14 protein-coding genes are annotated in these 15,596 nt (G+C 53.5%); all 14 read right to left on the reverse strand.

The window, feature by feature from the left end; translation table 11 throughout:
- Positions 1 to 187: 187 nt before the first annotated feature.
- On the reverse strand, positions 188 to 1,204 hold the full coding sequence (locus ABEA66_RS06690) for a Gfo/Idh/MocA family protein (protein ID WP_345586972.1): 1,017 nt from the start codon (positions 1,202 to 1,204) through the stop codon (positions 188 to 190).
- 89 nt (positions 1,205 to 1,293) lie between these two features.
- Positions 1,294 to 2,376 (reverse strand): Gfo/Idh/MocA family protein, encoded by a 1,083-nt coding sequence (locus tag ABEA66_RS06695; RefSeq protein ID WP_345586973.1) that lies wholly within the window; start codon positions 2,374 to 2,376, stop codon positions 1,294 to 1,296.
- Between the two features lie 184 nt (positions 2,377 to 2,560).
- Positions 2,561 to 3,934, reverse strand: a complete 1,374-nt coding sequence (locus ABEA66_RS06700; protein ID WP_345586974.1) for a DUF4179 domain-containing protein — start codon at positions 3,932 to 3,934, stop codon at positions 2,561 to 2,563.
- A complete protein-coding gene (locus tag ABEA66_RS06705) occupies positions 3,931 to 4,464 on the reverse strand; it encodes an RNA polymerase sigma factor (RefSeq protein WP_079908160.1) in 534 nt (177 codons plus the stop codon). The genes ABEA66_RS06700 and ABEA66_RS06705 overlap by 4 nt, the downstream gene beginning before the upstream one ends.
- A 248-nt stretch (positions 4,465 to 4,712) precedes the next feature.
- Positions 4,713 to 5,903 carry an aminotransferase class I/II-fold pyridoxal phosphate-dependent enzyme gene (locus ABEA66_RS06710; RefSeq protein WP_079908159.1) on the reverse strand — a complete coding sequence of 397 codons (1,191 nt, stop codon included), beginning with the start codon at positions 5,901 to 5,903 and terminating at the stop codon, positions 4,713 to 4,715.
- 25 nt (positions 5,904 to 5,928) lie between these two features.
- The gene (locus tag ABEA66_RS06715) at positions 5,929 to 7,023 is read right to left on the reverse strand and encodes a site-2 protease family protein (RefSeq protein ID WP_144027718.1); all 1,095 of its coding nucleotides are present in this window, start codon (positions 7,021 to 7,023) and stop codon (positions 5,929 to 5,931) included.
- A 7-nt stretch (positions 7,024 to 7,030) separates the two neighbouring features.
- On the reverse strand, positions 7,031 to 7,396 hold the full coding sequence (locus tag ABEA66_RS06720; RefSeq protein WP_345586975.1) for an arsenate reductase family protein: 366 nt from the start codon (positions 7,394 to 7,396) through the stop codon (positions 7,031 to 7,033).
- A 142-nt stretch (positions 7,397 to 7,538) separates the two neighbouring features.
- Positions 7,539 to 8,492 (reverse strand): RluA family pseudouridine synthase, encoded by a 954-nt coding sequence (locus tag ABEA66_RS06725; protein ID WP_345586976.1) that lies wholly within the window; start codon positions 8,490 to 8,492, stop codon positions 7,539 to 7,541.
- Complete coding sequence (locus tag ABEA66_RS06730) at positions 8,489 to 9,055, reverse strand: cob(I)yrinic acid a,c-diamide adenosyltransferase (RefSeq protein WP_345586977.1); 567 nt, start codon at positions 9,053 to 9,055, stop codon at positions 8,489 to 8,491. Before ABEA66_RS06730 ends, ABEA66_RS06725 begins: the two co-directional genes overlap by 4 nt.
- The gene (locus ABEA66_RS06735; protein WP_345586978.1) at positions 9,052 to 11,901 is read right to left on the reverse strand and encodes a cobyric acid synthase; all 2,850 of its coding nucleotides are present in this window, start codon (positions 11,899 to 11,901) and stop codon (positions 9,052 to 9,054) included. Before ABEA66_RS06735 ends, ABEA66_RS06730 begins: the two co-directional genes overlap by 4 nt.
- Positions 11,902 to 11,957: 56 nt before the next feature.
- Positions 11,958 to 12,782 (reverse strand): adenosylcobinamide-GDP ribazoletransferase, encoded by an 825-nt coding sequence (cobS, locus tag ABEA66_RS06740; RefSeq protein ID WP_345586979.1) that lies wholly within the window; start codon positions 12,780 to 12,782, stop codon positions 11,958 to 11,960.
- Positions 12,755 to 13,738: an adenosylcobinamide-phosphate synthase CbiB gene (gene cbiB / locus ABEA66_RS06745; protein ID WP_345586980.1), complete on the reverse strand. Its 984-nt coding sequence runs from the start codon at positions 13,736 to 13,738 to the stop codon at positions 12,755 to 12,757. Before cbiB ends, cobS begins: the two co-directional genes overlap by 28 nt.
- 142 nt (positions 13,739 to 13,880) lie before the next feature.
- A complete protein-coding gene (locus ABEA66_RS06750) occupies positions 13,881 to 14,501 on the reverse strand; it encodes a bifunctional adenosylcobinamide kinase/adenosylcobinamide-phosphate guanylyltransferase (RefSeq protein WP_345586981.1) in 621 nt (206 codons plus the stop codon).
- 19 nt (positions 14,502 to 14,520) lie between these two features.
- Complete coding sequence (cobT, locus tag ABEA66_RS06755) at positions 14,521 to 15,585, reverse strand: nicotinate-nucleotide--dimethylbenzimidazole phosphoribosyltransferase (RefSeq protein WP_345586982.1); 1,065 nt, start codon at positions 15,583 to 15,585, stop codon at positions 14,521 to 14,523.
- Positions 15,586 to 15,596: the final 11 nt, after the last annotated feature.

A 15,596-nucleotide genomic window follows, 5' to 3' on the forward strand; every position in this document is an offset into this window, starting at 1 on the left:
TCCTGTTCGAGCATTCCAATGAATGGGTCACCTCCGCAGCTGTTAGGGCGGCATTAGCCCTGTGGTGGATTATAAGAACCCGGGATAGGCAGGGAATCGTTACTCCAGACTGTGCCAGCCCTCCCTGACTTCCTCTATCTCAGTTATCCACGGATAAGCAGGGCCACCGCCATGATTCCCGTCATAATTACTGCGCCAAATCGCTAAGCTTGCACGCTTTTCCGGTGCTCGCCGAGATATTGGACGCCTCCATCAGTCTTGTTAAATCCAGAGCCAGTTGAATATTTTCATCCGCCGTCGTACCGTTCTCGATATGGCTTACCCATTGATCGAAAGCGGACGGACGGTTCGCCGGAAGCTGCTGCCGCACTTGCCATTCCTTCTGCCCCCCGAGCTTCGAGCTTTGGACCAGCAGCTTGTTATCATGCGTGGAATACAGCAAGCTTCCTTCCGTCCCATGGACCTCGATAACAAACGGCGAGAACCGGTTAACGAAGCCGGCCTCGACGACCGCCAACGCACCGTTCGAATAGCTTAGCACACTCACTGCATTATCCTCTACCTCTTTACCGGTCACATAGCCATAGTTGGCGGAAACGCTGTCCGGAAGACCTAAGAACAGGCGCGCCAAGTACATCGGATGGCAGCCGAGGTCGATCATGGCACCGCCGCCGCATTGTTCTTTGTTAAAGAAATGAGCAGGCAGCCAGCCGTTCGGATCGCGCTCGGACGAAATGGCACCATTATGGGACAAGCGGGTACGCACCAGCGTAATCTCCCCCAGCATCCTCTCACGCAAAATATGTTGAACTTCCAGCGTATAATCCGCATTCAAGCGAGGCAATGACACCGTCAGCTTGACCCCTGCTTCTTGAACTGCCGCCAAAATTTCATTGCATTCCTTCAGCGTGGTCGCTACGACCTTTTCAGTGAAAATATGCTTGCCCGCCTGTGCAGCCGCTACCATAACCTCGTGATGCATATTGGTCGGCGTATCAACAATAACTCCGTCAATATCATCTTGAGCGAGCAGCTCCTTCAAATCCCCGTAAAACCGTACGCCCCGTTCCTCCGCCTGCTTGCGTCCTCTCTCCGGAATCTCATCCCATACAGCCACAATTTCCGTATTAGGATGCTCGGTCGCCTGGCGGGCGTAATCGTTGGCATGCACATGCCAGAAGCTCAGCATTGCTACTCTGATCATTCTATGTACCCTCCGTCATTTAGAATCATATCGCATCTTCGTTTTGAATACGACAAGCACTTTTATCAAAATAAACCTTTTCTTGATCCTTAATCAAAATAAACCGCTTCGCCCGTCTCGGCGGATTTATAAATCGCCTCAAGAATTTCCGATACGACACACGCCTGCCTCGGAGTTACAATCGGCTGTTTGTCATTCAATACAGCATCGATCCATAACCGGATTTCGGTATCCTGCATGTTCTCTTTTTTCCCGTCATAAAAATCGACGCCGCCCGTATCCAGCTGAATCTGGTTTTTGAACAGCCGGCTGTGCTTCTCGCCGTTAATACGCAAGCCGTCCTCCATATCCGCGCCGCCTTCCGTACCGCACAGCGTGCTCTTCGCTTCCTTCACATCAAGTGTGTTCAGCGCCCAGCTCGACTCCAATACGATAGTGGCTCCATTCTTCATTGTGATCATGCCGAAAGCGGAATCTTCAACGGTGAATTTCTTGGGATCCCATGGCCCCCAGGCATTGGCAGCGTTTTCTTTTTGGGAAAGCTTGTGAAAGGTGGAACCTAGTACGGCCTTGGGTTCATAGTTGTTCATCAGCCACAGCGTCAAATCAAGCGCGTGCGTACCGATATCAATCAATGGGCCTCCGCCCTGCTTCTCGCCATCAAGGAATACGCCCCATGTCGGTACAGCACGTCTGCGAATGGCATGAGCCTTGGCATAATAAATATCTCCAAGCTCTCCGGCTTCGCATAGCTGCTTTAAATACATGCTGTCGGAGCGGAAACGGTTATTGTAACCGATGGTCAGCTTATACCCGGTCCGTTCTGCAGCTTCTGCCATTCTCCGTGCATCCGCTGCCGTCTTGGCCATCGGCTTCTCGCACATAACATGCTTGCCTGATTCCAATGCGGCAATCGAGATGTCGGCGTGGGAATCGTTAGGTGTACATACGTGAACCACCTGAATGCTTTTGTCCTTAAGCAGCTCCCGATAGTCCTCGTATACCTTTGCTCCGGCGACACCATATTTCTCTGCGGCCTGCTCGGCTCTCTCCACGATAATGTCACAAAAAGCGACAAGCTCCACTTGCTCCAGCTTGGCAAGACTCGGCAAATGCTTCCCTTTGGCAATGCCTCCGCAGCCGATTACAGCTACTTTTAGCTTCTTAGACATACGATAACCTCTCCTTTGAAATAACGACTTGGCTTTATCTTAGCATGTTTGTGAAATCGTTTAAATTTCAAATAAATGACAAGTCAAAGTGCAAAAAGGCGACATCGTATCATTAGGGAAGCGCAAGTGGGGCCTTGGCTCCCCTTAATGCTTATGCGTCCCGGAACCGGACATTCTTAAAGCGTTACGGCCGCGTACCCCAATCCAGCGGTATACGGATTTTCATCGGCTTCTCAAATTCTTCGGAAAATTCGTCTACGATCAGCAGTAATTTCATTTCGGATAAAGAGGAGATGCCGGGAAATTCCCATTGATAGGAGAACGAGTCTCTGGAAAGCCGGACAGGCCGTTTCTTGGACGAGATTCTTTCTCCCGATGGGCTTTCGAACATCAAAAAAGGAATTTGATTCGCCGCATTGCTGGCCTCATAGTAAATGACCGTGGCGTCCTCCAGCTGTTGGATGCCGGTAATTTTGACGCTTCCTCCGTCCGCTCCTTTTAGAGTCACCGGAAGCCCTCCCGAAAGGTCCGCATACTCCTCTCTTTGTGTAAATGGAATCGACGGGCCTTGATTCCTCTCACCGACTAATAGGGTTACATACGCCGGATGAGGATTCATCTCCGTTAAAGGACCGAAGTTCTCCCGGTCTTCCCCCTGTCCGCCCATTCCGCCTCCGGAAAGAAACGGAGTTTGCAGGTCATCCTCGAGCAGATAATACAGCTCCGCGGATTCATCTCTCTTGACCTTCACCTGAGTGCTTACCGGAGATAGCGTCAGCTCCTCAACCTCAAAGGAGTGCCCTTTATAGGTGCCCTTCAGCTGAGGACGAATGATCTTAGTCAATTGCTCTGCTTTACCGACGGAAATCGGAACCGCAACATCCCACTTGCCGAACGTAGTGCCGATTTTCGGAATTTTGATGTTCAGGATCGTATGGTCGGGCACCGGCTCCATATTGTACACCATCGTCCCTACGAAGGTATGGTCGCCTGTAATACTGAATTCATGAGTCCCCATCATCGTTGGATGTACACCTTCAAAGTCATATTCATAATAGAAGGAGGCGTCCTCCTCCGTTATCTTATTCTTCTTCAGGTAGTCGACCTGATAATTGATCACCAGCTGAACGCCATCGTAGAACACCTCGGCTACAGTCAGTTGAATATTTTTATCCGTTACCGAGATGTTTGTCGGGGTGCCCAAATTTTGTTTTTCAATCTGATACAGCCCGTCATCGAGCAATCCACCGGTCTTTTGGTAAAAGAGATCAATAAAGAAAATCTTCTTCAACGCGGCACCGACCGAAGGAGAGTACCAGCCGAGCCCTCCCAGCAATATTCCGCACAAAAGCACCGCATGACCCGCCCAAAGCCATCTTGTCCGCAGCTTGGTCGTTTGCGAAGCTCTATTCCTCTTCTCTCCCAGGTCCCTCCTATGCTTCTCCCACAGCTCTTCAAAGGTAAAGGAGGGCGACAGCTGACGAATCCGCCTTTGAACGGCTTTGGAGGGTTCAAGCGATGCATCCTCCTGCTTCCCTGCAGCGTGATGTAATGTCATTTGAGCGCCTCCTTAATCGAAGTAAGATGATAATCCTCTGCGTCGCTTTGTCTAAGCTGCTGAAGAGCCGCATGAAGCCGCGATTTGCATGTCCCGAGCCGGATATCGAGAAGAGCGGCAGCCTCATGCAGCGGCAGGCCGGCATAGTAGACCAAAATGAGCACTTCTCTCCGTTTGGGAGATAACCGGTTGACCAGCTGCCATAGCTCACGCTCGCTTTCATTTTTCAAAACAATAGACTCTACGGAGCCGCCGCTTGCTTCAACCGGCACTTGACCGAAGAAGGTTAGCCACCGCTGCTTGCGCAGCGTGCTTCGCACCAAATTGATCGTGATCCGGTACAGCCATGGGCGCAAGGGCTTATCGGGGTTATACAGATGGTACTTGTTAAACGCGCGCAAAAAGGTCTCCTGAGTGATATCATCGGCCAGCATGGCAGACTTGGTGATCATCAGGGCGATTCCATAAACATAGGGGGCATGCTCTTCAAAGATAGCCCGCGATTGCTCTTCAGAGATCGAATAATCCATCAATGAACGATCCTCCGTTCCTGTATTCACTGTAAATACGCTTTGGAGAAGGAAATAGTTCGATGGGGGGTGAAAAAAGTTGATGAGGTGCATCTGGAAAAAGGATACATCGCTTTTTTTCGTTGAAAGCTGAAAATCTCAAAAAAAATCCCCGCCGGTTCCAGAACGCCTGTCTTCTTATCTTTTCCGATAAGTTGATTTGCGTCATGAACCAAGCAGAGATTGTAATCTGCAGCGTTCTGCTATAATTAAACCTTTTGTGGAGGCTTTGCCGTCTGTAAAAATCGTCCTATTCTGTTCACGGCCTCGCGCAAGCGGTCCTCCTCCTGTACAAGCGCGATTCGTACATACCCTTCGCCTTCCTTGCCGAATGCATCCCCCGGAATGACGACAACGCCAGCCTGGTACAGGATTTCCCGGGAAATTTGTCGAGAGGTCCATCCCTCCGGAATGCGCGCCCAAATGAACATGGTCGCTTGGGGCTTCGGGATAACCCAGCCTGCCGCTGCAAGCCCGTCGATAACAAGGTCGCGCCTGCGTTCATATAAACCGGCAACCGTATCGCCATGCTCCATATCTTCCTCCAGCGCAGCGATTCCCGCTTCCTGAACCGCCTTGAACACACCGTAGTCGATATTGGACTTCAGTATCCGAAGCGCTCGCACCGCATCAGGCTGTCCTACCATAAAGGCGATTCTGCAGCCTGCCATATTAAAGCTCTTGGATAAGGAGTGAAACTCTACGGCAATATCCTTCGCCCCATCTATTTCCAGAATACTCATCGGACGGAATCCGTCGAAGGCCATTTCCGAATAAGCAAGATCATGCACGACAAGCAGGTCGTACCGTTTGCCGAAGGCGATAAGCTGCTCGAAGAACGGACGCGTCGCAACCGCAGATAGTGGATTGCTGGGGTAATTCAACAAGATGAACTTGGCTTTACGGGCTACTTCCTCTGGAATCTCTTCGAGCTTTGGCAGAAATCCGTTCTCTTCTCTTAACGGCAGAAAATAGGGCTCCACCCCCGCAAGCACCAGGCTGGCTGAGTAGATAGGATATCCCGGATCAGGCACCATGGCCAAATCTCCAGGGTCGGCGACCGCCATGGCCAGATGGGATAAGCCGTCCTGCGAACCCATTAAGGCCACGATTTCCGTCTCCGGATTAAGAGAGACCTGGAAGCGATGCTGGTACCAGCGGGCTACGGCCTGCCGGAAAGCCGGGCTTCCTTCCGAGGTTGGATAACCGTATACTTCAGGCTTGCGAACCGCCTGTTCCATTGCCTGGATGACCCGCTCCGAAGGCGGGCGGTCCGGACTGCCGATGCCCAGATCTATGACGTCGGTTCCGCGGCTCATCACCTCTTGCTTCCACTGCGCCATTTCAGAAAAAATAGCGGATCCCAGATGGGATAACCGCTTGGATTGAAATTGTTTCATTGGATCAACGACCTCTTTGCTCCGATTATATGTTGCCTACCTTATGAACCGCCGCCATCATCCCGAACAAAAATGCGGCAAGCGCCAAATAACTAATCCCGTACGTCCAGCGGGTTGCGTTCGGTACTTCATAGTAACGGTCATTTTCAAATAACTCGTAATCGACCTGGCAATGCACCATCAAGTGCAGGCCCTCTTCCTTTTGCAGCCGTTCCAGCCGCGTCACATGCACCTTTTGAATAATTCCCTGCTGCATCAGCGGTATGGTCCCCTGAAACTTCAAGCCTTCCCAGATGACATGGACAAATTGCTGTCCTTCCAGATCGGAATAAGTAACAAAAGGAAGCTCGCGTTTATGCTCTTCTCCCGGGATGATGTATCCCTGCTCTATGAGAGGCTCCGCCGGAACCAGGAAGCTTGCGCTGACCATCCTCTGCTCCCCGTGCTTGCGGTGCTTGACGAATTTTTTATACAGATCGTAAGCAAACATAGCCCAGATGATGAGCAGAATGAAGCTGAAGTTGTAAATGATTAACACAAGGCCCCCGACTAATCCCACTAGCCACAGCCATCTGGACACTGCCGTCGCGATTCTCCCCCCATCCAGAGGATGGATCGGGAGAAGATTAAATAAATTGATCATAAATCCGGCCAGCGCCAAGCTGTAAAATAAGGGACTGTAGGTGGGACTGTTAATCAAATACCCCAGGCCAAACACTACCAGCGCGCCTACCGTGCCCAGAATCGGACCGCCGAAAGCCATGTACGCTTCGGTAACCGCGTCTCTCGGATGGCGCTTCATTGTAATCAATGCTCCGAGAAACGGAATAAACACCGGAGCGCTGACAGGAAGCCCCTTCTGCTTCGCAGCTATCACATGTCCCAGCTCGTGGACCAGAATGAGCAGAACAAGCCCTACAGCGAACCACCATGGAAACAATAACGCATAGCCGCCTATCGAGAGCAGCATGGAGATAAATACGCCGCCGAACTTGCCGAACTTCAATAGCGACAACAGCCATTTTCCTTTGGCTAACAGAAAAACAACTACCGTGCCGATCATCCAGAACGGATTTTTCTTTTTATTGTTTTGCTGCAATCCTGTCACGCTCCTTCGCATTCCGCACTTAGCGGCCCCAAACCTCTTCGTATTGCTCTTCCTTGTAGCCTACCGTTACGGTAGAGCCGTCGGTCACCACAGGCCTTTTGATCAGCCTGCCGTTCGATGCGAGCAAATCGATCTTTTCTTCCTCGGTCATTTGCGGCAGCTTGTCTTTCAGCCGCATTTCTTTGTAAACCTCACCGGATGTATTGAACCATTTTTTAATATCCAGCCCGCTATCCGCGATCATTTTCTTAAGCTCCTCACGATTCGGCGGATTATCGAATATATGCACGGCTTGTACGTCCAAGCCCTTCTGCTTCAAAGATTTCAAGGCATTTCGGCAAGTGCCGCATTGCGGGTATTGATAGACGATGACAGATTTACTCATGATGGTAAGAGCTCCTTTTGGAAAATCATTGGTTTTCATTAAATTTTCGGTGAAAGCTGAAGCAATGTCAAGTCGCAGCCGGGAAACCGCTCCCTTATCACTACGAAAAAAAGATTCTGCGGTTTCCGCAGAATCTGCTCCCTCAACCCTGTTCCTCCAGCAAGCGGATGCACCGCTCCATATCCTCGGGAAGCGGAGCATGGAATTCCATCCACTCCTTCGTCGAAGGATGCACGAAGCCGAGCGTACAGGCATGCAGAGCATGCCTGTCCAGCCCGTAGACTAGAAGCCGTTCGCCTTCTGCTTCCTCTGCTTCATTCGCGCTGGACAGCTTATACATCTTGTCGCCCAGCAGCGGGTGGCCGAGATGCTTCATGTGAACGCGGATCTGGTGCGTCCGGCCGGTTTCAAGCCACAGCCGCACCATGGTGGCATCCTTGAACCTGCGCTCTACTTTATAATGCGTTACCGCGGAATACCCCGTCTCTGTAACAATCCGGATATGGGGCTGCTCGGGATCGCGATCGATCGGCTCATCGACCGTACCCTCATCCTCTGCCATAACACCATAGACCAGAGCGATGTATTCCTTCTTCACCTGATGCGCCTGCATCTGCTCGGATACCTGCTGATGGACGAACGGGTTTTTAGCGACGGCAAGCGTGCCGGATGTCTCTTGATCCAGCCTGTGGATAGGCCGGAAACGAAAGCTCTGTCCCTTTTGCTGCCAATAATATACAACACCGTTCGCGAGCGTATTTACATAGTGCCCGTGCGTCGGATGTACGATCATCCCGGCCGCCTTGTTCAAGACCAACAGATGGTCATCCTCATATAAGATCGAGATAGGAAGGTCCTGTGGCAAAATGTCATCCGACTCCTCCTGCTGCATCCGAACCTCGATTACATCGCCCTCATGAACGCGAATGCTGATATATTGCCGCTGGCCGTTCACCGTAATCCCTTGCTCGGTCAGCTTTAACCGAGACAGCAGCTTGCGCGACAAGTGCATCCGGCTTTGCAGGATCGTCTTCAGAAGAAACCCTTCCTCCTCCGGCGAGACACGGTATACTAAAGGTTCATAATACGAATTCATTTACGGCGGAACACCTCGGCACTGCGAGCATATTCCACGTCGCCGACCCCGCTTCGAGCATTGGCCAATCTGGCTACGGTGAAGAACAAGTCAGATAATCGGTTCAAATAGCGGCGAACCTGCTCGTTAATCGGCTGTGTTCTTGCCAGCGTTACCACCCTGCGCTCAGCACGGCGGCAGACGGTCCGGCACACATGAAGTGCGGAAGAGGCCTGGACTCCCCCCGGCAAAATAAATTTTTTGATGTCCGGTGTCTCCGCATCGTATTTATCGATCCAGGCTTCCAGCCGGTCCACCATCTCGGAGGTGACTTTATAGGGGCGAAGCTCCTGCTTCAAAAGAGCCAGATCGGAGCCGCAGTCGAACAGCTCATGCTGAACCTCCAGCAAGTCGGCTAGCAGGTCGGCAAACCTTTCTTCATCCAAAAAGCCCATTGCCTGCCCGACAAAACAATTCAGCTCGTCAACCGTGCCATAAGCCTCTACACGTACATCGTCCTTATCGACACGTCCGCCAATAACGCCCGTTTTTCCGGCATCGCCGGTGCGCGTATAAATTCTCATTGAGGATCGCCTCCTTCAAAATGTTTGGCCTTTCTCCCTATCATCTCATAGACCCGCTTCATATCCAAGTGGCGTCTTACATGATCCGCCAGCCGGTCGAAGGCCGCCTCTCTACGCTCTTGAAAGCGGAGCTCAGCCAGCTTGGGTCCCCAGCCTTTCTCTGCCCGGAGCGTATTCAGCCAATGCCTGCGGAAGTCGTCATTATGTAAAATGCCGTGGATGTACGTCCCCCACAGCCTGCCGTTCGCAGCGACAACCCCATCTTCATGCAAGCTCTCGTTACCGCCCGTTTCCTTAATGAGAAAAGGATGCTTCACGGGCTCCAAAAACCGTGTTCTCCCCATGTGAATCTCATAACCTGTAATCGGCAGCGGCGCCGGACTTGTAAGAATTCCTTCCTGCAGTAAGGTCGTTCCTTCCGCACGGACCGTCCGTTTATCTGGGGTAAACACCGTTTCCGTAGGCAGCAGGCCGAGTCCGTCCAGCTCCGGATGATCCGATTCCACCAGGTCCGGGTCCAGCAGCTTGCTGCCCATCATTTGGTAGCCGGCACAGATGCCTACCACGGCTCCACCGTGCTCCGCATGGCGCAGCAGAGCCTGCTCCAAGCCGTTCTGCCTTAAAAACAGCAAGTCATCCACCGTATTTTTGCTGCCCGGTAAAATGACAGCGTCCGGCCGCCCGAGCTCTTCCGGCGAGCTGACGAAGCGAAGCCGCACGTCCTGCTCATACAGCAGCGGGTCTATATCCGTGAAGTTGGATAATCGGGGCAGCCGGATGACGGCGATATCCAGCAGTTCCTGATCGGCCTCCCTGGCTCCCCTCTCACCCGCCAAATATGGCGCTGCCGAGCTGCCTTTGGCCAAAATGCCCGTAGCCAGCTTCCGGTCTAGCGAGGCGGAATCCTCGTCCTCCAGCTCCAGATCGGGCAAGTAAGGAACGACGCCGAGGATCGGCTTGCCTGTCCGTTTCTCAAGCCATTCCAGTCCCGGATAGAGCAGCGTCACGTCACCGCGGAACTTGTTAATGATGAATCCGGCGACACGATCCCGCTCCTCCTGGGTGAAAATCTCCATGGTGCCTACAATGGACGCGAACACGCCTCCTCTATCGATGTCGGCTACAAGCACAACAGGCGCATCCGCCCAGCCGGCGAGGCGCATATTGACGATATCCCGATCCTTCAAATTCACTTCCGCAGGACTGCCGGCCCCCTCAAGGATGACCACGTCAAACGAGCTTCTCAGCCTGTTCAGCGCGTCCTTGACGATCGTTTCCGCCTCGCTTAAATAGTTCTCCCGGTACGTCCGCGCATCCAAATCCCGGTAAGGCTTCCCGTGAACGACGACCTGAGATACCATGTCCTTCTTCGGCTTCAGCAGGATCGGATTCATATCCGTCGTGGCCGGAATGCGGCAGGCATCCGCCTGCATCCCTTGGGCTCTTCCGATTTCCTTTCCGTCAGGGGTCACATAGGAGTTCAACGACATGTTTTGCGATTTAAACGGTGCGACGCGCAAGCCGTCCTGGAGCAAAATTCGGCAGAGGGCCGTCGTTATAAGGCTCTTCCCTGCATCAGAGGATGTTCCTTGAACCATCAGCGCTGCGGCTAATGGAGCTGCCATCGATGGGTCTGCAGCGCTGTTCGTTAAAGCGGACGCACTGCCGGGAAGCTCCGATTGTCCTGACGTTGCGTAAGGGATAGCCTGCTCCGGTGAACGACTCGATATATCCGAAGCCGCTAAGACGATCGGCGGATTGGATTGCTCAAGCAAGGCTTGAATGGATTCCTGAAGCCCGGTAAGGAGCCGTTCGTTATGCTCGCGCAGCCTGATCGCAACTCTAACGTAAGTTTCGTCCAAGCCTGGGAACAGCGATGCGTCCCTGATCAAAATACCGCGCCGCCCCATTTCGGATTGCAGCGCCTTCACCGTAAGTCCCAGCCCCCGAAGTGAAAACAAAAGATAATTTGTATCGCTCGGAGTGACAGTAAGGCCTAAGGATTGCAGCCTGCTTGTCAGCCACGGACGTTCCTCCGCCAGCCAAGCATGAGTCCGACGCGCGTAATCTTTATCTTCCAGCACCGCAGTACCGATCAATTGGGCCATCGTATTGACACTCCATTGTACCTGCTGGCTCCGCATTTTCGAAATTGTATCGGGATGTGCGACAATAAACCCGAGCCTGAGGCCGGGAATCGAATAAAATTTCGTCATCGACCGAATGACCATGAGCTGGGGTGAGACCGCCGCCTGACGAAGCATCGTCAGCTGATCCTCATTCGGACAAAAATCGATAAACGCTTCATCGAGGATCACCGGCTTATCGGCTTGCACAAGCAGCCTGAGGACATCCCGCGGCAGCAGCCTGCCTGTCGGATTATTCGGAGTACCGAAGAAGAGCATGTCCGAGGCTTCGATGGTTCTTTCCACATCGTCAAGCTGCATGACAAAGTCCTTCTCTTCCCGCAGCATCAGCTCATGGATGCTCCCGTCCGTTTTATCCACCGCTTCCTCATATTCCGAAAAGGACGGTCTTGCCAATGCCGTCACATGAGGCTTAATAACCCGAACCGCCAGGTCAATCAGCTCCGCCGCGCCGTTCCCGACCAGAATCGATTCCATGGGTATCTCATAGTGCTCCGCGAGCTTCCTCCGCAGTTCACGCACAGCGGGATCGGGATAAGCGGCGACGTCCCTCCAATGCTCTCTCAATATGGTCTCCACCGCTGCAGGCGGTCCTAACGGATTCATATTCGAGCTGAAATCAAGAAATTCGTCCTTGCCTCTGCCAAACGCCTCGGCGGCCGTCCATAAATCTCCCCCATGCCCGTATCGTTCCAGCATTCAGGCTCCCCCATTCTCTTAAACCATCTTGATAACATACCGGATAACCGTTTTATCTATGAATGTATGACAATATATAACAATAATAGCAAAAAGACTTCCAAAAGCTCGTTGATAGCCCCGTAGGTATCCCCTGTAAGCCCGCCGAGCTTGCGGCTGATAAATACGGATATCGACACCCCGGCTGCCAAACAACCCAGAGCCGCTGCCCCTATAATGAGTGCGGAAGACAACAAGGACTCTCCCATCATCCATACCAAACAACAGGTCAACAATAGCGCCAAACCCGTGTGAAGGATCACATGCTTCGCTTGCAGGCCGCGGAAGAAAGCCCCTATCCGGTTATGTCCCGTCTCCTCCTGCCTCGCATAAGGCCAGAAGGCAATGGCGACCACCATATACCATCGGCTCCAGAGGGCGGCCAGTGGCAGCACGAATAAAGATCCCGTCCATGAGAGCGGCAGCCATTGCTGCAACAGGGTCCATTTGCACAAAAGAACCAGCACACAGGCGATAACCCCCATCGCGCCGACCCGGCTATCCTTCATGATCTCCAGCATTTTCTCCCGGGACCGGTAGCTGAAAATGCCATCGGCTGTATCCATTAAGCCGTCAAGATGCAGCCCCCCTGTCATGGCGACCCAGAGGGCCAGCAGCAGGACGGAAGTCACTCCCGGCGGCAGCCAGCCTTGCAGGAGCCAGCCTGCAGCTCCAAGCAGCAGCCCCATTACCGCACCTACTAACGGATAGAAGACGACGCTGCGCCGAAACAGCGCATCGTTATACTCCAATGTAACCGGCACGGGAAGCCGCGTTAAAAATTGAAAGGCTGCGGCACACGCAGCCAACCCTTTTACCATAAAGTCCAGCAATATGCGCACAGCAGCCCTCCTGCAATCAAAATACTAACCCCATAGAGCAGACGAACGGTATTCAATATATCATCCATCCGTCTTTCACGAAGCGGCCAGCCCATTCGCGCCCGCTCGCTGATTCTCCCATGATAAACGTTCACACCGCCAAGCTCGATGCCGAGCGCTCCGGCGACCGCCGATTCGGGAATGCCGCTGTTGGGGCTTGGATGAAGCCGGGCAAACCGGCGAATCGCTTGCGCAGCCCGCAAGGCGGAGCAGCCGCTGGTTACGGTCGATACTAACACCAGAAAGGCACCGGTTAACCGCGCGGGGACCCAATTCATCACATCGTCCCAGCGTGCGGAAGCCCAGCCGAAGAACAAATACTTCTCATTTTTATAGCCGACCATGGAATCCAGCGTGTTGGCTGCGCGGTACAGCATAGCCAGTGGCGCCGCCCCTAGAAACGCATACACCAACGGGGATACGACCGCATCCACCGTATTCTCGGCTACAGTTTCTACCGTTGCCCTCGTAAGCTCGGCTTCGTCGAGCTCCGACGTATTTCTGCCGACAATATAGCCGGTATAGGTTCTCGCTTCCTCCATACGTCCTTGCATCAAAGGAACGTACACCTTCATGGCCGCATCCTTAAGGCCCTTAATCGCTATCGTCGTCGAGATGAACCATGTATTTACCGCGTAGCCCAGCCACGGATGAATGCACCGGGCAGCCCAAAGCAGAAGCCACATGGCTCCAAAGGAAATCGCCAACGTCGATACGGTTAACAGGACGCCTCTCCATCGTTCATCGGCCTCCGAGCGACGGACTCCCTCCGGGTGAAGCTTCAATTCGACCCAGCGTATCCATTGTCCGATCCGGATGACGGGATGGGTCGGCCAGCGCGGGTCCCCGATGCACCAATCGATCATCATCGCGCAAACCAGCATCACAGCGGTTTCCTGCCAAGAATAAAACAACAACCAAATCCACCCGCCCGTTTGAACTGCCTGATCGCCATTTTTGCTTGCTCAAAGTCAATTCATTGTATATGTAATAATTCCTCTGTCCAAGCCCATCATGCAGATAAGCGGCTGCGAACGAGGATGGGTCCAAATCCGGTGTCTACCATTGGAATTGCCGGCTCTTGATTTCCATCGGAATTCCCGCCGTTACGAGGAACACCTGCTCAGCCTCCCGTGCCAGCCGTTGATTCATAATCCCCGACAAATCCCGGAACTGCCGCCCCAGCTTATATTCCGGCACGAGACCGTAACCAACCTCGTTGGTTACCAGCACCAGATGACGCCCCTGATCAGCGAATTGCCGTCCGGCGGCAGCCAGCTCGTCTACCTTCTGCCTAAGCAGCTGCTCGGCATTGGCATCCTGCTCGTATCGAAGCAGCCAGTTGGACAGCCAGAGGGTAAGGCAATCGACCAGGACAACGGCTCCTTCAGCAGCAATAGGCTGCGGATGCACGTTATTCGGCTGGCTGCCGGAATGCTCAGCCATCTGATCGCACCAGCCGTGTAACAATCGGTCCAGCTCAAACGGCTCCTCCAGCGTCGTCCATGGAAAGCCAGCTTCGTCTCTCTGCTTCCGATGAAGGCCGATCCGTGCTTTCATTTCCTCATCATACGCTTGGGCTGTCGCGATGTAAATGCCGCGCTGCTCAAGCCGTGATGCGTAAGCTTCGGCAAAGGAGCTTTTGCCGCTGCGGGCTCCGCCCGTCACCAATACCAGCATTTGCCGTCCAGCCTTTCCATTAATTATTGGAGGTAGAGATGCCTGCCGAGGCGAAGGAAGCCATCTCCTTCATGATTTTCACCGACGCTTCAATAAGCGGAAAAGCCAGCACGGCTCCCGTGCCCTCGCCAAGCCTCATATCCATGCGCAGCATAGGGGACAAGCCCACCGCTTCGAGCAAGCGCGCATGTCCTTGCTCCTGCGATAAGTGCGAAGCGATCATGTATGACGCGCTAAGCGGAGCGATACGGCTTGCTGCCAAGGCGGCCGCCGAGGAGATGAAGCCGTCGATCACAATCGGCCTGCGATGCATCGCCGCTCCGAGAATGACGCCGGTCAACCCGGCGATTTCCAAGCCGCCTACCTTGGCAAGCACATCGATCGGGTCTGCCGGATCGGGCTGATTGACGGCAATCGCCCGTTCAATGACGGCCTGCTTATGCAGCAGCTTCTGATCGTCGATTCCGGTCCCACGGCCAACCGTAACGCCGACATCGGTTCCGCTTAATACCGCTAATAGCGCTGAGCTGGCCGTCGTATTGCCAATCCCCATCTCACCTGTCGCAAACAGGGTGTAACCCTGACCTGCCAGCTCCTTGACCAGGTCCATGCCGGTAACTATCGCCTGAATGGCCTCTTCTTCGGTCATTGCCGCTTCCTTCGCCATATTGCGAGTGCCCTTGCGAACACTTCTCGAAACTAGCCCGGGATGCTCCAAATCCGCATTCACCCCGATATCGACACAGACGACGTCCGCGCCCGTATGCCTTGACAGCACATTAACCGCCGCTCCGCCGTTCAGGAAATTCATCACCATTTGCGGAGTCACCTCAGCCGGGAACGCACTAACGCCTTCCTCACATACGCCGTGGTCCGCCGCCATCACAATGACGGCTTTCTTCCCCAGCTCAGGCACAACTTGGCCGCTAATACCGGCCAGCTGACGTGCCACTTCCTCCAGCTTGCCCAAGCTGCCCGGAGGCTTGGTCAGCTGGTCCAGATGGCGTTCTGCCGCCTCCATCGCCTCCTGATCCAGAGGCGTTATCTCTGACACCGCCCGGTTCAGCCAATCTCTATTGTACATCGTTCGTGTCC

Source organism: Paenibacillus vulneris, assembly GCF_039543185.1.
Taxonomy (GTDB): Bacteria; Bacillota; Bacilli; order Paenibacillales; family NBRC-103111; genus Paenibacillus_S; species Paenibacillus_S vulneris.